Source organism: Streptomyces cinerochromogenes (assembly GCF_014648635.1).
Classification (GTDB): Bacteria; Actinomycetota; Actinomycetes; order Streptomycetales; family Streptomycetaceae; genus Streptomyces; species Streptomyces cinerochromogenes.
Genome location: NZ_BMRM01000023.1, coordinates 104886 through 124436, shown reverse-complemented (window position 1 = coordinate 124436; position 19551 = coordinate 104886). Strand labels below are relative to the sequence as shown.

Below are 19551 nucleotides of genomic sequence, written 5' to 3'. Positions count from 1 at the left end.
TCAGTGGCGGTCCGTACGCTCGCGAGTGATGCCCACGACACGTGCAACCACCGACCGATCCGCCGTGCGCACCCTGCTCCGGCTGTGGCCGTACGTCCGCCCGGTACGGGCGCGGCTGTTGACCGCCGCCTTCGTCGCGGTCGTCGCCTCCTGCACCGGACTGGTGATCCCGCTGGTCCTGAAGTGGATGGTCGACGGCCCCGTGGCCGACCGCGACCCGGCGGGCGTGTGGCTCGGCGCGCTGTGCCTGCTGCTGCTCGGCGTCGCCGAGGCCGTCCTGTTCGGCATACGGCGCTGGCTGGTGGCCCGGCCGCTGTCGCACGTCGAGGCGGAGATGCGGGCGGACCTGTACCGGCGGCTGCAACGGCTGCCGGTCGCCTTCCACGACCGCTGGGCGTCCGGCCAGCTGCTCTCCCGGGGCACGACCGACCTGATGCTGCTGCGCATGTTCCTCGCCTTCCCGCTGACGTTCCTGCTCGTCAACGGGGTCACCATCCTCGTCGGCCTGGTCGTCATGCTGCTCCAGGACTGGGTGCTGGGCCTGGTCATCCTGGGGCCCGCCATCCCCGTGATGTGGACCTGCGTGGTCTTCGAACGGCGGTACGCGCAGGTGGCGCGGCGCGCCCAGGACCAGGTCGGCGACCTGACCACGGTGGTCGAGGAGAGCGTGCTCGGCATCCGCGTCATCAAGGGCTTCGGCCGCCACCGCAGCCAGGCCCGCGCGTTCCGTGAACTGTCCGGCCGGCTGCGGGGCACGGAACTGCGCAAGGCGCGGCTGCTGGCCACCATCTGGGGGGTCATCGTCACCCTCCCCGAGGTGGCGATCGGCGCCGCGCTGGTGCTGGGCGCGGTGCGGGTGGCCGACGGGGACCTGTCCGCGGGCACGCTGGTCGCCTTCCTGAGCACGGCACTCGCCCTGCGCTGGCCCGTCGACTCCATCGGGTTCCTGCTGGCGATGAGCCAGGAGGCGGCGACCGCGACCGAGCGGTACTTCGAGGTGATGGACGAGGCGCCGGAGGACCGGGGAGGAGACCGGGCCGCTCGGCCGCGCCTGCCGGAGACACGCGGACTCCGCTTCGAGGACGTCTCGTTCCGCTACCCCGACGCACCCCCCGGCTCCCCGCCCCTGCTCACCCACATCGACCTGCACATCCGCCCCGGCGAGTCCATGGCCCTGGTCGGGGCCACCGGCAGCGGGAAGACGACGCTCACCGCGCTCGTGCCGAGACTGCACGAGGTCACCTCCGGCCGGATCACCCTGGACGGCGTCGACATCACGGCCATGTCCCGGGAGGAGCTGCGCACCAAGGTCGCCGTGGCCTTCGAGGAACCCACCCTCTTCTCCGCGAGCGTCGGCGAGAACGTGCTCATGGGCGCCCCCGACGGTGCCGGGAAGCCGGAGCTGGACCGGGCCCTCGCCATCGCGCAGGCCGACTTCGCGCACGCGCTCCCGCAGGGCACCGACACCCGGGTGGGCGAACAGGGCCTCAGCCTCTCCGGCGGCCAGCGCCAGCGGCTCGCGCTGGCCCGCGCGGTGGTCGGCAGACCGGAGTTCCTGGTGCTGGACGACCCGCTGTCCGCCCTGGACGTGCACACGGAGGCCGCCGTGGAGGCCGCCCTGCGCCGGGTCCTCGCCGACACCACCGCGCTCATCGTGGCCCACCGCCCCTCCACCGTGCTGCTCGCCGACCGGGTCGCCCTGCTCTCGGGCGGCCGGATCGCCGCCGTCGGCACCCACCAGGAACTGCTGCGCCACAACGCCGAGTACGCCCACCTGATGTCCGGGGAACAGGAGGACACCCGTTGACCAGCACGACCTCCACCCCCGCCGTCGCCGACGACGAACCGGCCCGACCGGACGGCTCCGGCGACGAGGGCGACCACGTCGACCGGGACGTGCTGCCCAGCCCGCCCGGCGCCACGGCCGCCCTGCTGCGCTCCCTCCTCGCGCCCCTGCGCGCACGGGTCGCGCTGACCACGCTCCTGCTGCTGCTTCAGCAGGCGGCGGTGCAGGCGGGCCCGCTGCTGGTGGCGTACGCCATCGACCGCGCCGTACCGGCGTTCCGGGACCACCGGCACGGCCCGCTGTACGCGGTGGCCGCCGGCTATCTGCTGTGCGCGCTCGCCTCGGGCGCGCTGCAGTTCGCGTTCATCGAGACCTCCGCGCGGGTCAGCCAGGACGTGCTGCTGGACCTCAGGGGCCGGATCTTCCGGCACGCGCAGGCGCTGAGCATCGACTTCCACGAGCGGTACACCTCCGGCCGGCTGATCTCCCGTTCCACCACGGACGTGGAGTCGCTGCGCGAACTCCTCGACGAGGGGCTCCAGGAGCTGGTGACCGTCATCCTGTCCTTCGTCTACATCTCGGCGCTGCTGCTCTGGCTGGACCTCGGCCTCGGCGCGGTCGCGGTGGCCTCCTTCGTGCCGCTGTACCTGCTGGTCCGGCTCTACCGGCGGCGCGCGGGGCGGGTGTACCGGGCGCGGTCCACGGCGATCGCGGCGGTGATCGTGAAGTTCGTGGAGACGATGAACGGCATCCGGCCGGTGCGCGCCTTCCGCCGGGAGGCCGTGAACGACGCCGAGTTCGCGGTGCTGAACGCCCGGCACGAGCGCGTGAACGGGAACGCGCTGCTGGAGATGGCCCGCTATGTGGTCGGCTCCCGGCTGGTGGCCAACACGGCGGTCGCGGCGATCGTGCTCTGGGGCGCCTACCGGGTGGCGTCCGGCTCCCTGGAGCTGGGCGTGCTGGCGGCGTCGGTGCTGTACCTGCGCCGGCTGTACGACCCGATCGACCGGCTCGGCATGTTCCTGAACTCCTACCAGTCGGCCGCCGCGTCCCTGGAGAAGATCGCCGGCCTGCTGGCCCAGACCCCGTCCGTCCCGGAACCGTCCCAGCCCCGCGAACTCCCCCCTCGGCAAGGCGGCTACCCGGGCCGCGAGGTGGTCTTCGACGGCGTCCGCTTCGCCTACCGCACCGGAGGGGAGGTGCTGCCCCGCTTCGACCTGACCCTGCCGGCCGGGCAGACGGTCGCCGTCGTCGGCTCCACCGGCGCCGGCAAGTCGACCCTGGCGAAGCTGCTGGCCCGCTTCTACGACCCCTCGGCCGGGCGGGTGCTGCTGGACGGCGTGGACCTGCGCGAGCTGCCGGTCCCCGAACTGCGGCGCGGGGTGGTCATGGTGACGCAGGAGGCGTTCCTGTTCTCCGGCACGGTCGCCGACAACATAGCGATCGGCCGGCCCGACGCCACCCGTGAGGAGATCGAGCAGGCCGCGAAGGCGATCGGCGCGCACGAGTTCATCAGCGCGCTGCCCGACGGCTACGACACCGACGTCCGCAAGCGCGGCGGCCGCATCTCCGCCGGGCAGCGCCAACTGGTCGCCTTCGCCCGGGCGCTGCTCGCCGACCCGGCGGTGCTGATCCTGGACGAGGCGACCAGCTCGCTGGACGTCCCGGGGGAGCGGGCGGTGCAGCGGGCCATGGCGACGGTGCTGCGGGGCCGTACCGCCGTGGTGATCGCCCACCGGCTGTCCACCGTGGAGATCGCGGACCGCGTGCTGGTGATGGAACACGGCCGCATCGTCGAGGACGGCCCCCCGGCCGACCTCGTCAAGGGCACGGGCCGCTTCGCGGACCTGCACAAGGCGTGGCGGGACAGCCTGGCCTAGCGGTCGAGTCCCTGTGACCACCGGGGGAGGGCGCTAGAAGTGCTCGACTTCCTGCCCGTCCGGAACCTGGTAGCAGCCGGAGACGACATCCACGCTCAGCATCGGAGGATTGTCCTTCGCCATCTGAACGATGTGCACGCCGGCCTTCTTCGCGTCGTTGTCAGCCGTCAGCCGGAGGTTCTTGTTCTTGCTGGTGTCCGGTCCGTACTCGACGATCTTCCAGCCGTGCCTCGGCAGCGACTCCCTGAGTTGCTGCATGGCTGCCTCAAGGTCACTGGAGGACGCCGGGGTGAAGCTCCACGGGTGGAGGACCCGGAAGTACCTGTCCGGATCCTTGCCCGGACACTCCGTCACTGTCGCGCGACTGTCCGACGCCGACCCCTCGACGCCGATCAGGTCGTAGATGCCGCTGGAAATCCTCTCCGTCGCGTCGGCGGCGTCGCTTGAGGTGCTGGTGCCGGCGTACGGGACATCGTCGTCTTTGCCAGTCATGCTCGTCAGGTGCTCTCCTACTTCACCCAGTAACCGGGCGGATTGAAGGTTTTGTCGGGCCACGGCTTCAGCTCCACGTCGTCGCCCTTCCCGACCACGACCAGCGCCTGGTTCAACAGGCTGCCGGAGCAGGGCTCCCAGTACTTGCCGTGCCCATAGGTGTCCGTCGTCATCTGATGGGCACCGAAGGTGTGGGCGCTCGGGGTTATGCCCCAATCCCCGCCGAGGAAGGGGCCGCCAAGCTCCGGGACCCAGTCTCTGTCGGCTTCTTCGTTCCACACGTGCCCCTCGGGGACGTCCATCTCGTCGGCGCCGGACACCAGAACACCGGGACTGCCCGCGAAGACGACGTCGTCGGCGTTGAGGGTCCCCTTCTGGGCTGCGGCACCGATAACGGTCGATCCGTACGAGTGGCCGATCACGGTCCGGTGGGGTGGCGTATCACCGGAGTGGGACACCTCCAGGCCGTCCAGGAACCTGTTGAACGCCGGTGCACCGTCGTATGCGTAGCTGTCGTGCCGTGCGTCCCTGGCGACCTCGTCGGGCGCGTCGTAACCCAGCCAGGTGATCGTGGAGACGGACTGACCGCCGGACTTGGAGTGGGCCACCTGCCAAAGATTGACCATCCGGTCGACGTTGCCCCCGATGCCGCTCAGGTTCGAAGTCGTACCGGGTACGAAGACGGCCTGGTGGTCCGCGGTGTCCGGGTTTCCGTTGGCGATGATCGCGCGGCCGTCGTCGGCAGGGCTGAATCCCAGCAGATAGGCTTCGGGGAGCCCTCCTACACCACCCGTCGCGTCGAAGCGCCTGTGAATGGCTTCCATGCCTTTGATGGACGCCTTCAGGTGGTGGCGACGCTCACCGTACTTCGCGTTCCAGTCCCTCAACTCGTCGAGGTCGTTCCACGGCGGTTTCGGAATGGAGGCGAGTTCGAGCCGGTAGCGGGCCAGGGTCTCGTCGAGCACCACACGGTTGGCCTCGTCACGGACCGCGGAGGGCAGGCCGTCGAGACTGCCCACGCTGTCGGGGCGGAGGGACAGCCATGCCGCGCGCTGCTCGGGGGTGAGGTCCTTCCACCAGGCCGCGTTGTCCTTCGGACCGCCGTTCTTGGGCGGCTGCGGAAGGGAGTCGAGGTACCTCTTCCCGGCGTCACCCACTCCGTCCTGGTCCGACTTGGTGTCCGACCAGTCCCGTGCGGACACCACCAGATCGTCGTCCGCCTTCAGCGCGCGCAGCTTCGGGGCCCACTTGGCATCCGCGTCCGCGGCTTCCTTCAGGGCATCGCCGATGCGGTCGGCGAACCCCACCGCCTTGCCGAAGTTCGGATTCGGATGGAGGTGCGCGGCCTGTCGGTCGAGTGCCGACGCCCCCGAGTCCTTCGGGCTCAGCCCGACCGCCACGGTGCCTCCTTCGGGCACCTTGCCGTCGACCTCCCTGCCGCCCGCCGGGTAGGTGACCGAACCGTCCGCGCCCACCGTGCATCCCGCTGCCTCGGCGTCAGCCACAGCGGTCTCCAACTTCCGCTTGGCCGCGGCCATGTCGAAGGCGAAGGCGTTCAGCGCGGTGCTGATCAGCGCGCACTCGGTCTGCGCGTAGTGGAAGTTCTGGCCCAGCTTGCTCAGCTCGCACATGGCGGCAGCCGCCGTCTCGCCTTCGAGCTGGTTCCGGATGCCCGCGCGGATCTGGTTCTCGACCGTGTCCTTGGCCGCGCTCGCCGTGCTGCTCATGGCCCGGTAGCCGTCCGCGGCCTCCTCGAACTCGGACGGTCTGAGGGCCCTCAACGTCGCCATGTCCACGGCCGCCGTCACCGGTCCTTCGCCTGGCCGCCGACGGCCTCGGTGTCGTGGTATTCGGCCCCGATCCTGCCCAGAGCGGCCCTCACGTCGCCGTCGGTCATCGACAGATCGCGGCCCGCGCGCTCCAGCAGCCGGCCGAGTTCGCCGCAGCGGCCGTTCACCTCGCCGACGTATTCCTTCCAGGAGTCGTACAACTCCTTCTGGGCGGCGGCGGACAGGCAACCGGTCGTGCCCGCCAGGCCCGCCTGTCCGTCCTCCATCTTCCCGAGCGCCTTGCCGAGGCCGTCCTGCAAGCCCCTGGTGTCCTCGCCGGCCTTCGCCCAGACCTTCATGTCCGACCGCAGACCATCGGCCTTGCCGCCTTTCTTCCCGGCCGGCACCACCTGGTCCAACCGCACAGGCGTGGCGCCGCGTGCCGCGGCCTCCGCCTTCAACTGCTCCCACTCGTCCCAGGACACGCGTGCAGCCCTCCCCGATTCCCCGCAGCCGGCAGGACGCGCCGGCTCGCCAGGCTCCCGGCCGTGAATGACCTGTGTCCCGCACCCAGGGGTACGTTGATCACCACCTCGACGTGACGGATGGCGAAAGCCGGTGCATACCCGTCCGCCGAGGCACGTCACGGCTCGGTCGCCTCACCGTTCACTGCGATGATGCAGCCGGCTGTTCGAGCGGTCGTTAGCACCGAGTCCACAGTTCGTTGGATATGCGTCTACTCGCCACCGAGCAGCGCTTGGTGGCGGTGCCCCGCCGGAACACCCGGCGTGCCCTGTGACGGTCGGCTGCCAGGTACCGCGCCGCTGCCCGTCCACGCAGTGGCGCCGGCGGGCCTACGGCACACCCAGCTCGAACAGCGCGTACCCCGCGTACGAGCCGGAGGCCAGTGCCGCGATGCCCAGCAGGGTGCACTGGACGGGCAGGCTCAGGCGGCGCATGGCGACCGCGAGGGGGAGGAACAGGGGGAAGCAGGGCAGCAGATAGCGGGAGATGTTGGCGACGATCTGCTGGCTGCCGAGGACCAGGACGAGGGTGAGGACGGTGTACAGGACCAGCACCGCCGGCGGGCGCAGCCGCAGCAGCAGGGGCAGCAGGGCGCAGGCGAGCAGGATGACGCCGACGGAGATGACGTCCGCGAAGGGGTACGCGAAGAGGTAGTCGAACTTGCCCACGGGGACGGACGTCAGCACGTCCCAGGTCTGCTTGCCGTAGTCGAACTGGTGGGCCCAGGCGCCCGACTGGAGCTCGAAGTAGCCGTTCAGCTGGCCCATGCGGTTGCCGACCCAGAGCAGATAGCCGAGCAGCCCCAGCGGGGCCAGGGCCATGGCGAGCAGCGGGCGCAGCGCGCCGTCCTCGCGGCGGCGCAGGGAGAGCAGCGCGGCCACGCCGAGCGCGGCGATCAGCGCGGCGGCCGTGGGCCGGTTGAGGCCGGCCGCGAAGGTGAGTACCCCGGCGGTGAGCCAGCGGCGGGTGAGGACGGCGTGGCAGGCCCAGGCGGCCAGGGCCACGTAGAGGGAGTCGGAGTAGACCGCCCACTCCACGCCGGAGCCCGGCCACACCGCCCAGAGCCCGGCCGCCGCGAGTCCGGCGCGCCGGCCGCCGAAGCGCTCGGCGACGGCGTAGACGCCGAGGGCGGCGGCGAAGGAGGCGAGGATCGAGACCAGCAGTCCGGCGCCGTACGAGCCGAGGCCGGTGACCGTCGAGGTCAGCCGGATCAGGGCCGGGTACAGCGGGAAGAACGCCGCAGAGTTGCCCTCCAGCGTGATCAGGCCGGTGGCGCCCGGGACCGGGACGAGCTTCGGGTCGTAGCCGTGCAGCGCGATCTGCTGGTACCACCAGCCGTCCCAGGTGGCCAGCACGTCCCAGGCGTGCGCTCCGCCGCCGAACCGGGGGTGCTTGCCGCGGTAGTCCCCGGCGGAGGACAGCAGGTACAGGAAGGAGCAGAAACCGGCCAGCTTCAGCGTGCCGAACATGGCGAGCACGGGTGCGTGCCGGCGGGCGGCGGCCCGCAGCCGGGAGCCGGGCGCGGAGTCGGGGCCGGCGGGGCGTATGTCGGGCAGGGTGGCGGTCACCGGGCCACCGGCCTCGGCCGGCGGCGGGCCAGGGTGCGCCGCATCCGGGCGATCCCGCGCAGGTCCGCCAGCGCGGTGGCGAGGATGTCGACGCTGCTGTCCGGGTCGTCGACCCAGTCCACCGGCACCTCGTGGATCCTCAGGCCCGCCCGCTCGGCGAGGACCAGCAGTTCGGTGTCGAAGAACCACTCCCCGTCCCGCACCAGCGGCAGCAGCCGCTCGGCGGTCTCCCGCCTGACCGCCTTGAAGCCGCACTGGGCGTCGGAGAACCCGACGGCGAGCGTGCACCGCAGCAGCACGTTGTAACAGCGGGATATGACCTCCCGCTTGGTCCCGCGCACCACCCGCGCGCCGGGCGCCAGCCGGGTGCCGATGGCCAGGTCGGAGTGGCCCGAGATGAGCGGGGCGACCAGCGGCAGCAGCGCGGCGAGTCCGGTGGACAGGTCCACGTCGAGGTACGCCAGCACGGGCGCCCGGGAGCCGGACCAGGCGGCCCTGAGGGCCCGGCCGCGCCCCTTCTGGGGCAGCCGCAGCGAGGCCACCTCGGGGAGTTCGGCGGCCAGCCGGGCGGCGATGGCCGGGGTGCGGTCGGTGCTCGCGTTGTCGGCGATGGTGATCCGGAACGGGTAGGGGAAGGTGTCCCGCAGGTGCGTGTGCAGCCGCCGGACGTTGGGCTCCAGGTCCTTCTCCTCGTTGAACACCGGCACGGCCACGTCCAGGACGGGCTCCCCGTCGGCGGTCGCGGGCGCCCGCAGCGGGGTGCGCCAAGGCGCCGGCGCCGGGGCCGGCGGCCGGCCCGGCCTGCTCGATCGGCTCGGTCGGATGTATGTCACGTGAGTCCCCGTTTGTTCTGGTGTGTCGGGCGTGCCGAGGGCAGGCGCGGGCGGGAGGGGCGGGAGCCGGCTAGTCGCCCGCGCTCACCTCGGACGAGGGTTCGGCGGGCGCGCTCACCGAGGCGGTGGCCGGCGGTGTGGTGCTGCTGTCGTCGCGCGCGGTGGAGGTGGCCGGCGGCGGCGCGTGCGTGGCGGTGGCCGGACCGCCGGTGGTCGCGGGCGGCACGGACGTGGCCGAGGTCCCGTCCGGTGTCGCGGTGTCCGTCGGCGTCGAGGACGGCCCGGACGGCGTGTACGGCGGCGCGCTCGGCGACTCGGTCGGTGACCCGGTCGGCGAACTGCTCGGTGTCGGCCCGGGGCTGCTCATGGGCTGGGGTGCGCTGGGCCGGTCGACGGTGTGGCCGTGCGGCCACAGCAACAGGCCCAGGCCGAGCCCGGCCACCACCAGCACGGAGCCGGCGGTCCGGCGCGCGGTGCGCACCCGGCGCCGGGCCCGCACCCCCGCGCGCAGCGCCTCCCGGTGCCGGGCCTCGAAGGACGCCGGCTGCCGGTCCTGGTGCATGAGCTGCGTCAGCTGCCGCTCGAAGTGATCCATGACTCTTCCCTCACCCCACCGGCTCGATGACGTCGGCCAGGAGCCGGCGCAGCCGGGCCACCCCGCGCGCGGCATGGGACCGGGCCGTGCCCACCGGGCAGCCCAGGGTCTCGGCGACCTGCCGGTCGGGCAGATCCTGGTAGTAGCGCAGGACCACCGCGGCCCGCTGCTGCGGTGTCAGCTGGGCGAGCGCCGCCTCCAGCCGGGACCGCTCGGCCACGGTCGCCGACATGTCACCGGCCGCCGCCACCTCCGGCAGCTGCTCCACGGGCCGCTCGCCCCACCAGCGCCGCCGGGCCGAACGCGCCGCGGCCCGCGCGAGCACCTTGCGCACATAGGCCTCCGGCGCCTCGTCGGCGACCTTCGGCCAGACGAACCACAGCTTGACCAAGGACTCCTGCAACAGGTCCTCGGCGCGGTGCCGGTCCCCTCCGGTGAGCAGACGGGCGAGATGGAACAACACCGACCAGCGGGCCGCCACGAACGCGTCGTACTCACCGGCCCTGGTCTGCTCCATCCCCACGGTCCCCGTTCTCGCCGGCTGTCTTCACCAGGAGAAAGGCCCTTGACCCCCGTCGGCGCTGCACTCGGAGGGCGTGATCCGCGTCACGCACAGGTGTCACACAGGCTCACGCCACCCGCAACAGCAGCACCGTCCGCGCCGGAACCGTGATCTCCGCGCCCGCCCGGTGGACCGTACCGGGCGGTTCGTCCTGCTCCTCCGCCGAGGTGTCCACGACCACCTCGTACCGCTCCGCCCAGGGCGGTCCGGGCAGGACGAAGCCGGTCGGCCCGTCGCCCGCGTGCAGCAGGGCGAGGAAGCTGTCGTCCACCACCGGCGCGCCCCGCTCGTCGCGGCCGGGGATGTCCCGCCCGGACAGGTACATGCCGAGCGTGGCGGCGGGCGCGTACCAGTCGGCCTCGGTCATCTCCGCGCCCCGCGCGGTGAACCAGGCCAGGTCCCGCAGCCCGTCCGCGGTCTGCGCGCGCCCGGAGAAGAAGGCCCGCCGGCGCAGCACCGGGTGCCGGTGGCGCAGCGCGATCAGACGCGAGGTCAGCTCGCACAGCGCCCGCCAGCCGGGCTCCTCCAGCAGCGACCAGTCCACCCAGCTGATCTCGTTGTCCTGGCAGTAGGCGTTGTTGTTGCCGCGCTGGGTGCGGCCCAGCTCGTCGCCCGCGACCAGCATGGGCACACCGGTCGACAGCAGCAGGGTGGTCAGCAGGTTCCGCAGCTGCCTGCGGCGCAGGGCCCGCACGTCCTCGTCGTCGGTCTCCCCCTCGGCGCCGCAGTTCCAGGAGCGGTTGTCGTCGGTGCCGTCCCGGTTGTTCTCGCCGTTGGCCTCGTTGTGCTTGGTCTCGTACGACACCAGGTCGCGCAGGGTGAAGCCGTCGTGCGCGGTGACGAAGTTGACGGAGGCGTACGGGCGCCGGCCGCCCCAGGCGTACAGGTCGCTGGAGCCGGACAGGCGGTAGCCCATCTCGCGCACGTCGGGCAGGGCGTGCCGCCAGAAGTCCCGGACCGCGTTGCGGTAGCGGTCGTTCCACTCGGTCCACAGCGGCGGGAAGGCGCCCACCTGGTAGCCGCCGGAGCCGATGTCCCACGGCTCGGCGATCAGCTTCACCCGGCGCAGCACCGGGTCCTGGGCGATGACCGCCAGGAACGGGGAGAGCATGTCGACGTCGTGCATCGAGCGGGCCAGCGCCGCCGCGAGGTCGAAGCGGAACCCGTCCACGCCCATCTCGGTCACCCAGTAGCGCAGCGAGTCGGTGATCAGGCGCAGCACCTGGGGCTGGACGACGTGCAGGGTGTTGCCGCAGCCGGTGTAGTCGGCGTACCGCCGGGCGTCGCCCTGGAGCCGGTAGTAGCCGCGGTTGTCGATGCCCTTCAGGGACAGCGTCGGCCCCAGCTCGCCCGCCTCCGCCGTGTGGTTGTAGACCACGTCGAGGATCACCTCGATGCCGGCCGCGTGCAGCGCGCGCACCATCCGCTTGAACTCGCCGACCTGCCCCCCGGTCGTACCGGAGGCCGCGTAGGCCGCGTGCGGGGCGAAGTAGCCGATGGAGTTGTAGCCCCAGTAGTTCACGAGGCCCCGGCGTAGCAGGTGGTCCTCGTGCGCGAACTGGTGCACGGGCAGCAGTTCGACGGCCGTGACGCCCAGTTTCACCAGGTGCTCGATCGCGGCCGGGTGCGCGAGCCCCGCGTAGGTGCCGCGCAGCTCCTCGGGGACGCCGGGGTGCAGCTGGGTGAAGCCCCGCACGTGCAGCTCGTAGATGACCGAGTCGGCCCAGGGCGTCTTGGGCCGGCGGTCGTCGGACCAGTCGTCGTCGTCGTGGACGACGACGCCCTTCGGGACGTACGGCGCCGAGTCCCGCTCGTCGCGCACGGTGTCGGCGACCGACTGGTCCGGCCAGTCCCGCACGTGCCCGTACACCTCCGGCGGAAGCCGGAACTCCCCGTCCACGGCGCGCGCGTACGGGTCCAGCAGCAGCTTCGCCGGGTTCCAGCGGGCGCCGGTCCACGGGTCCCAGCGGCCGTCCACCCGGTAGCCGTACCGCTGCCCGGGCATCACACCCGGCACGAACCCGTGCCAGATCTCGTGCGTCAGTTCGGTCAGCGGGATCCGCGTCTCCCGGCCGTGCTCGTCGAAGAGACACACCCGGACCGCCTCCGCACCGGCCGCCCACAGCGCGAAGTTGGTGCCCGCGACCCCGTCCGGGCCGGCCCGGAACCGGGCCCCCAGCGGGGTCGGCGCGCCCGGCCACACGGCCGGGACGGGGGGTACGGCCCGCCGGGTGCCGTTCGCCGCCGCCGGTTGCCCGCTCCCGGCGGCCGGCTCCCCGGCCGGCGCCCGCTGCTCGGCTGCGCTCGTCACTGTCGGCCCCTCTTCTCAGTGGCGCGCCAGCGGTCGGCCCCACCGGGAAGCCGGGAGCGCACCCGCGCGGCGCCCCGGCCGCCGGTACGGCTGCGCCCCGACGGCTCGTGTCGGGCCGGGGCGCCGTCCGCACTGGCGGAGGCTCCCCGGCCTGTCGTCCTTCCCTCTGTTCTGCCCACCGCGTGGCTCGCACTCACGTTTCCCCGGAGCGGGCGCCGTCGTTGAGTCTCGCGTGAGGCACGCAACTGGACGCGCACGGCGCGCGGGGGCCGCGCTGGCCGCCGTACTGACATGGGCGGGGCTGCTCGCGGGCTGCTCCGTGGACGGCCCGGGCCCGCTGGGCATGGGCGGGGCACTGGGCGAGCCCCCGCCCCCCGAGGACGTCATCCGGGTGACCCCCGACGACGGCAGCAAGGCCGTACGCCCCGGCGACCGGCTGCTGGTCCGGGTGCCCGGCGGGCGGCTGGAGAAGGTCACCGTGGTGAAGTCGCAGGACGCCCAGGACTCCCCGGTCCCGGGGCGGATCGGCGAGGACGGGCTGACCTGGCGGCCGGACGAGGACCGGCTGGCGCTGGCCGCGAAGTACACCGTCGACGTGGTCGCCCTGGACTCCCACGGCCGCCGCACGGCCCGGCACACCACCTTCACCACCTACGTCCCCGACCGGCGGTTCATCGCCTACGTCAGCCCGGAGAACCGGGCCACCGTCGGCACCGGCATGATCGTTTCGCTCTCCTTCAGCCAGGAGATCACCGACCGCGCCGCCGTCGAACGCGCCGTCCGCGTCAGCGCCCGGCCTCCGGTGGAGATCCGCCCGCACTGGTTCGGCAAGGGCCGCCTGGACTTCCGCCCCGAGCGCTACTGGAAGCCCGGCACCGAGGTCACCGTCGACCTGGACCTGCGGGACGTCGAGGGCGCCCGCGGCGTCTACGGCCTGCAGGACAAGACGATCTCCTTCACCGTCGGCCGCAGCCAGGTCTCCCTGGTCGACGCGGCCGAGCACACCATGGAGGTGCGGCGCGACGGACAGCTCCTGGCCACCGTCCCCATCACCGCGGGCGCCCCCAAGCACCCGACGTACAACGGGAAGATGGTGGTGATGGACATGCTGGAGGTCACCCGCATGAACAGCCAGACGGTCGGCCTCGGCGCCGAGTACGACATCCCCGACGTCCCGCACGCCATGAAGCTCACCGACTCCGGGACCTTCCTGCACGGCAACTACTGGGCGCCGGACGCCCCCGGCCAGGTCAACGTCAGCCACGGCTGCGTGGGTCTGAGGGACGTCAAGGGCGGCGGCTCGGACACCCCGGCCGGCTGGTTCTTCGACCGCAGCCTCGTCGGGGACGTCGTCGAAGTGGTGAACAGCAAGGACAAGACGGTCGCCCCCGACAACGGCCTCGGCGGGTGGAACATGGGCTGGAAGGAGTGGAAAGCGGGCAGCGCGGTGAAGTAACCAGGTGAGGGGCGGGGGCGGGACGCGGGTGTCGGGCGGAAGTCGCGACGGAACGGTGACCTATGCCTGACACCTCGCTCAAAACCTGGCAGTTAATATGCGCGCACCGAAGTGGTGGGGAGCGGGCCTGAGCACAGGCCCGGCGAGGGGAGAACAACTTGAACATGCGGCCTGTGGCGGGGGCGTCGGCTCGGGGACGGCGAGGCCGTAGGGGACTGGCAGTCATAGCCGGCGCCCTGGTGCTGGCGCTCACCGCGTGCGGCGGGGGCGACGACTCGGGGTCCGGTTCCGGGGACGGCAAGGGCAAGGACGACGGCAGGAAGGGCGGGCAGTCCACGGCCGCCGTCAGCATCGCGCCCCGGTCCGGGGCGACCGGCGTCGACACCAGCGGCGCGCTCAAGGTGAGCGTGGCCCGGGGCAGGCTGACCGAGGTCACCGTCAAGGACACCAAGGGCGCGAAGGTCGACGGCGCCCTCACCGGCGGCGGCTCCTCCTGGACGCCGTCGACCCATCTGGCCGCGGCCACCAAGTACACGGTGCACGCGGTCGCCAAGGACTCCGAGGGCCGCGAGGCCGCCGAGGACGCCACCTTCACCACGCTGACGCCGAAGAACACCTTCGTCGGCTACTTCACGCCCGAGGACGGCTCCACCGTCGGCGTCGGCATGCCGTTCTCCATACGCTTCACCCGGGGCATCACCAGCCCGGAGGCGGTCGAGAAGGCCGTCCGCGTCAAGACCGAGCCGGCCGTCGACGTCGAGGGTCACTGGTTCGGCAACGACCGCCTGGACTTCCGTCCCGAGAAGTACTGGAAGGCCGGCACCAAGGTCACCGTCGACCTCGACCTGGACGGCGTCGAGGGCCGCGACGGCGTCTACGGCAAGCAGCGCAAGACCGTGAAGTTCACCATCGGCCGCAACCAGGTCTCCGTCGTGGACGCCAAGAAGCACACGATGAAGGTCACCCGGGACGGCAAGGTCGTCAAGACGCTCCCGGTCACCACCGGCAAGCCCGGCTACGAGACCTGGAACGGCCAGATGGTCATGAGCGAGAAGCTCGCCGTCACCCGGATGAACGGCGAGACCGTCGGCTACGGCGGCGAGTACGACATCAAGGACGTCCCGCACGCCATCCGCCTCACCACCTCCGGCACCTTCATCCACGGCAACTACTGGGGCGGCGGCGCCTTCGGCAACTACAACGCCAGCCACGGCTGCGTCGGCCTGCGCGACGTGCGCGGCGGTTACGACGGCTCCGTCCCGGCCGCCTGGTTCTTCAACCACTCGATGGTCGGTGACGTGGTGGTGGTCAAGAACTCCCACGACGCCACGGTGGCCCCGGACAACGGCCTCAACGGCTGGAACATGGCGTGGGCGGACTGGAAGAAGTGAGCCCGGTCCGACCCGAGGGCCCGGTGCTGTGACCTACGGCACCGGGCCCCGTGCCGTTAGTGCCCGTTAACCTGCCTCCATGACCGTCACTCTCGAAGTCGCCGAAGGCGTCGGCACCCTGCGGCTGGACCGGCCGCCGATGAACGCCCTGGACATCGCCACCCAGGACCGGCTGAAAGAGCTGGCCGAGGAGGCCACGGACCGCGACGACGTGCGCGCCGTGGTGATCTACGGTGGTGAGCGGGTGTTCGCGGCGGGCGCGGACATCAAGGAGATGCAGAACATGGACCACGCCGCGATGGTCCGTCGCTCCCGCGCCCTGCAGGACTCCTTCACCGCCGTGGCCCGCATCCCCAAGCCCGTCGTCGCCGCCATCACCGGCTACGCGCTCGGCGGCGGCTGCGAGCTGGCCCTGTGCGCCGACTACCGCATCGCCGCCGACAACGCCAAGCTCGGCCAGCCCGAGATCCTGCTCGGCCTGATCCCGGGCGCCGGCGGCACCCAGCGGCTGCCCCGGCTGATCGGCCCCTCCAAGGCCAAGGACCTCATCTTCACGGGCCGTCAGGTCAGGGCCGACGAGGCCCTCGCCATCGGCCTGGTGGACCGGGTCGTCCCGGCCGCCGAGGTGTACGAGCAGGCGCACGCCTGGGCCGCGAAGCTCGCCCAGGGGCCGGCGATCGCGCTGCGCGCGGCGAAGGAGTCCGTCGACACCGGCCTGGAGGCCGACATCGACACCGGGCTCGCCGTCGAACGGAACTGGTTCGCGGGCCTGTTCGCCACCGAGGACCGCGAGCGGGGCATGCGCAGCTTCGTGGAGGAGGGGCCGGGCAAGGCCAAGTTCGTCTGACGGCCGACCGCGTGAACGCTCCGCCGACCGCGGTGGGTCGCCTTGCAGTTGACGCGTCGTCTCATTCGGGTCCCTCGATGGGGCGGTTTATGGGAGCCTTAAGGCAGCCTTAAGCCTGCTGTGTCGAGGGAGTCCGTCGATTGCCGGGAAGCGAGTCGTCGCCGCAGGTCAGCAGGGTCGTACCGGACATCGACATGTCGACGGCATATGCCGATGAGCAGGTGCGGAACCGGGGCGTGCGGGGGGCGTATTCCTCCGGAACGGCCCCCAAGCCCGCTCCGGACGGCCATCATGGGGGCATGGCGGGGCTGGAGGGCATCGAACAGCCGCGGGGACACAGCCGTGCAGCCGCGGCACGCTGGTCGCCCGCGGTCGAGGACGAGCAGGCGCTCAAGGCGCTCGAACTGTTCGGTAACCCGACGGAGGCGGAGGTGCCGCTGCCGTCCCGCCCCGAGTCCGCCGCCACCGCCCGCCGGCTCGCCCAGGTGGTCGTCCTGCGCACCTGGCGGCTCACCCCCAAGCTGGCCGAGGACGCCGTCTTACTCGTCTCCGAGCTCGTCGGCAACGCCGTACGGCACACCGGCGCCCGGGTCTTCGGCCTGCGGATGCGCCGGCGCCCCGGCTGGATCCGGGTGGAGGTCCGCGACCCCTCGCGCGGGCTGCCCTGTCTGATGCCGGTCCAGGAACTCGACGTCAGCGGACGCGGACTGTTCCTGGTGGACAAGCTCTCCGACCGCTGGGGCGTCGACCTGCTGCCGCGGGGCAAGACGACGTGGTTCGAGATGAGGGTCGCCGACCGGTAGCCCTGCCCGGGGTGCCGCCGCACGACCCGACGCCATGGCGAACCGGGCTAATCTCCGGTTTTCCCGCCAAACCACCCTTAAATGGTGCGTGTGACCTCCACCCACCGCCGTGAAGTGCTGCGCGCCGGCGCCGGGATCGTGGCCGGCGGTGCCCTCACCACCGGGTGCGGCACCGGCCGGGCCGCCGCTCCGCCCGCCCCGGCCTCCCCCGCCCGCTCGCCCTCGCCCTCCGCACCCCCGTCGGCGGCCCCCGCCCCCCGGGCCTACCCCGGCCACCCCGCCCAGATCACCCACGGTCCGCGCACCCGTCCCCAGGTGGCCCTCACCTTCCACGGCCAGGGCGACCCCGCCCTGGCCCGCGCGCTGCTCACGACGGCCGAGCGGTACGGCGCCCGGCTCACCGTGCTCGCCGTCGGCAGCTGGCTGGACGAGCACCCGGACCTCGCCCGCCGCGTCCTCGACGGCGGCCACGACCTCGGCAACCACACCCAGCGGCACATCGGCGTCAACTCCCTGCCCGAGGCGGAGGCCCGCCGGGAGATCACCGACTGCGCCGAACGGCTGAAGCGGCTCACCGGCTCCATCGGCACCTGGTTCCGGCCCTCCCGCGCCCCGTCCGCCTCCCCGCTCGTCACCCGGCTGGCCCGCGCCGCCGGCTACCCGCACGTGCTGTCGTACGACGTCGACTCGCTCGACTACACCCGCCCCGGCGCCGCCGCCGTCACCCGGCAGGTCCTCGCCGGCGTACGCGACGGATCGGTGGTGAGCCTGCACTTCGGCTACCCGGACACGGTCGCCGCCCTCCCCGACGTCCTGACCGAACTCGGCCGCCGCGGACTGCGCGCGGTCACCACCACGGAGCTGCTGAGCTGATGCGAACCACGAAAGCCGCCCGCCTGCTGGCCGCCGGTGCCGCCGTCACCGCCCTGACCCTGCTCTCCGCGTGCGGCGGCGGCAGCGGGGACCGCGAGAGCGAGGCCCTCGGCACCAAGGCGCCGGTCCGGCCGCAGGTGAAGAAGCCGCGGGTGAACGTGTTGCCCGGGATGCCACCGGTCGAGGACCCGACCGACCTGTACGCCGCCGACCGGCCGAACCGGCTCTCGCCCGTGGTCAAGGACTTCCCCACCCGGGTGTACGTCCCCAACACCAACTCCGACACCGTCACCGTCATCGACCCCGCGACCTACCGGGTCGTCGAGACCATCAAGGTCGGCCGCCAGCCCCAGCACGTCGTGCCGTCCTGGGACCTGAAGACCCTCTGGGTCAACAACGACCTCGGCAACAGCCTCACCCCGATCGACCCGCGGACCGGCAAGGCCGGCGCACCGGTCGACGTGCACGACCCGTACAACCTGTACTTCACGCCCGACGGCCGGTACGCCGTCGTCATGGCCTCCATGGACCGACAGCTCGTCTTCCGGGACGCGCACACCATGAAGGTCGTCAAGGCCGTCCCGGTCAGCTGCTACGGCGTCAACCACGCCGACTTCTCCATCGACGGCCGCTACTTCATCGTCTCCTGCGAGTTCAGCGGCGAGATCCTCAAGGTCGACACGGCCGGGATGAAGGTCGTCGCCCAGGAGAAACTGCCGCTGCGCGGCGCGATGCCGCAGGACGTCAAGATCTCCCCGGACGGCAAGCTGTTCTACATCGCCGACATGATGGCCCACGGCGTGTGGATCCTGGACGGCGACAGGTTCACCCGGCCCCGGTTCCTGGCCACCGGCAAGGGAGCCCACGGCCTCTACGTCAGCCGCGACTCCCGCGAGATGTACATCTCCAACCGCGGCGAGGGGACCATCTCCGTCTTCGACTTCGCCCAGGACCGGCTCACCAGGAAGTGGCACCTGCCCGGCGGCGGAAGCCCCGACATGGGCGGTGTCTCCGCCGACGGCAAGGTCCTGTGGCTGTCCGGCCGCTACAACTCCGAGGTGTACGCCATCGACACCCGCACCGGCGCCCAGCTGGCCCGCATCAAGGTCGGCAGCGGCCCGCACGGGCTCGCCGTCTACCCCCAGCCCGGCCGCTACTCACTGGGGCACACCGGCATCTTCCGCTGAAGCAGCAGCTCGGCCCCCACCGGACGGTACCCGGCCGCCTGGAACGCCCGCAGGCTGCGGGCGTTGCCCGGGGAGACCTGCGCCCACAGCGGCTCCCCGGCGAGGTGCCGGGCCGCGGTCACCAGCAGCCGCCCGAGCCCCCGCCGCCGGGCCGTGGGCCCCGGCGCGCAGGGCTCGTCCACCTCGACCGACACCTCCAGCCGTCCGGCGACCCCGCGCCCCATGACCAGCACCCCGCCGTCCGCCGTCCAGACCCGGACGTCGTCGCGCCGGTGCCGGGCGTAGGCCGCCCGGGGGTGTCCGGCGCCCTGCACCTCGGTCAGCGCGAGCGGGGGCTCGCCCGCCAGCGGGCCGCCCACCAGGACCGCGTCGACGGTCTCCGCCCGGCGTCCGGTCCGCTCCAGGAGGGCGGTCAGGAACCACGGGTTCATCGTGGCCGCCAGCGGATCGCAGTCCAGGCCGGCCAGGGTCGCGCGGATCCACGCCGGGTCCTCGTCGGTGAAGATCACGGTGTGCGCGGTGAACGACATCACCCCGGCATCCCGCGGCGAGGGCTGCGGTACGACCGTCGTACCGCCGTCCGGCGACGGGAAGACCCCGGCCGCCGCCGCGTCGAGAATGTCCCGCAAGGTCTCCAAGGCCGCTCCTTGAGTCTCCACCCACTGGAAGGCCC

Annotated in this window: 16 protein-coding genes and 1 pseudogene; 8 read left to right on the top strand and 9 right to left on the bottom strand. The window is 72.3% G+C overall.

Features of this window, described 5'->3' with window-relative positions; genetic code table 11:
• Positions 1–28: 28 nt before the first annotated feature.
• Both IEZ20_RS34365 and IEZ20_RS34360 read left to right on the top strand, forming a co-directional pair.
• Positions 29–1807, top strand: a complete 1779-nt coding sequence (locus IEZ20_RS34365; protein WP_189306028.1) for an ABC transporter ATP-binding protein — start codon at positions 29–31, stop codon at positions 1805–1807.
• Entirely contained in the window at positions 1804–3666 is a 1863-nt protein-coding gene (locus IEZ20_RS34360) for an ABC transporter ATP-binding protein (protein WP_189306026.1), read from the top strand. The genes IEZ20_RS34365 and IEZ20_RS34360 overlap by 4 nt, the downstream gene beginning before the upstream one ends.
• Positions 3667–3699: 33 nt before the next feature.
• Here IEZ20_RS34360 and IEZ20_RS34355 read toward each other — a convergent pair whose 3' ends face one another.
• The 8 genes and pseudogenes from IEZ20_RS34355 to glgX all read right to left on the bottom strand — a co-directional run bounded on the left by IEZ20_RS34355 (position 3700) and on the right by glgX (position 12321).
• Positions 3700–4158: a hypothetical protein gene (locus IEZ20_RS34355; RefSeq protein WP_189306024.1), complete on the bottom strand. Its 459-nt coding sequence runs from the start codon at positions 4156–4158 to the stop codon at positions 3700–3702.
• A gap of 17 nt (positions 4159–4175) precedes the next feature.
• Complete coding sequence (locus IEZ20_RS34350; RefSeq protein ID WP_189306054.1) at positions 4176–5954, bottom strand: alpha/beta hydrolase; 1779 nt, start codon at positions 5952–5954, stop codon at positions 4176–4178.
• 8 nt (positions 5955–5962) lie between these two features.
• The gene (locus IEZ20_RS34345) at positions 5963–6412 is read right to left on the bottom strand and encodes a hypothetical protein (RefSeq protein ID WP_189306023.1); all 450 of its coding nucleotides are present in this window, start codon (positions 6410–6412) and stop codon (positions 5963–5965) included.
• Between the two features lie 369 nt (positions 6413–6781).
• The gene (locus IEZ20_RS34340) at positions 6782–8020 is read right to left on the bottom strand and encodes a putative hexosyltransferase (protein ID WP_189306021.1); all 1239 of its coding nucleotides are present in this window, start codon (positions 8018–8020) and stop codon (positions 6782–6784) included.
• 23 nt (positions 8021–8043) lie between these two features.
• A pseudogene (locus IEZ20_RS34335) lies at positions 8044–8775 on the bottom strand (dolichyl-phosphate beta-glucosyltransferase); the annotation flags it as partial.
• Between the two features lie 148 nt (positions 8776–8923).
• Positions 8924–9448, bottom strand: coding sequence for a hypothetical protein (locus IEZ20_RS34330; protein WP_189306019.1), 525 nt, complete (start codon positions 9446–9448; stop codon positions 8924–8926).
• A gap of 10 nt (positions 9449–9458) precedes the next feature.
• Complete coding sequence (locus IEZ20_RS34325) at positions 9459–9965, bottom strand: SigE family RNA polymerase sigma factor (protein WP_189306018.1); 507 nt, start codon at positions 9963–9965, stop codon at positions 9459–9461.
• Between the two features lie 112 nt (positions 9966–10077).
• Positions 10078–12321, bottom strand: a complete 2244-nt coding sequence (gene glgX / locus IEZ20_RS34320) for a glycogen debranching protein GlgX (RefSeq protein WP_189306016.1) — start codon at positions 12319–12321, stop codon at positions 10078–10080.
• A 232-nt stretch (positions 12322–12553) separates the two neighbouring features.
• On the opposite strand from glgX, the gene IEZ20_RS34315 reads away from it, so the two are divergent.
• From IEZ20_RS34315 to IEZ20_RS34290, 6 genes are all read left to right on the top strand, one after another.
• Complete coding sequence (locus IEZ20_RS34315) at positions 12554–13777, top strand: L,D-transpeptidase (RefSeq protein WP_189306014.1); 1224 nt, start codon at positions 12554–12556, stop codon at positions 13775–13777.
• Between the two features lie 164 nt (positions 13778–13941).
• Positions 13942–15168 carry a L,D-transpeptidase gene (locus IEZ20_RS34310; RefSeq protein WP_189306050.1) on the top strand — a complete coding sequence of 409 codons (1227 nt, stop codon included), beginning with the start codon at positions 13942–13944 and terminating at the stop codon, positions 15166–15168.
• A 79-nt stretch (positions 15169–15247) separates the two neighbouring features.
• Positions 15248–16015: an enoyl-CoA hydratase/isomerase family protein gene (locus tag IEZ20_RS34305; protein ID WP_189306012.1), complete on the top strand. Its 768-nt coding sequence runs from the start codon at positions 15248–15250 to the stop codon at positions 16013–16015.
• Between the two features lie 299 nt (positions 16016–16314).
• Positions 16315–16818 (top strand): ATP-binding protein, encoded by a 504-nt coding sequence (locus IEZ20_RS34300; RefSeq protein WP_189306010.1) that lies wholly within the window; start codon positions 16315–16317, stop codon positions 16816–16818.
• 81 nt (positions 16819–16899) lie between these two features.
• Complete coding sequence (locus IEZ20_RS34295; RefSeq protein WP_189306008.1) at positions 16900–17691, top strand: polysaccharide deacetylase family protein; 792 nt, start codon at positions 16900–16902, stop codon at positions 17689–17691.
• Positions 17691–18878: a YncE family protein gene (locus tag IEZ20_RS34290; RefSeq protein WP_189306006.1), complete on the top strand. Its 1188-nt coding sequence runs from the start codon at positions 17691–17693 to the stop codon at positions 18876–18878. Before IEZ20_RS34295 ends, IEZ20_RS34290 begins: the two co-directional genes overlap by 1 nt.
• Here IEZ20_RS34290 and IEZ20_RS34285 read toward each other — a convergent pair.
• Complete coding sequence (locus tag IEZ20_RS34285) at positions 18845–19516, bottom strand: GNAT family N-acetyltransferase (RefSeq protein ID WP_189306004.1); 672 nt, start codon at positions 19514–19516, stop codon at positions 18845–18847. The genes IEZ20_RS34290 and IEZ20_RS34285 overlap by 34 nt on opposite strands.
• Positions 19517–19551 lie beyond the last annotated feature (35 nt).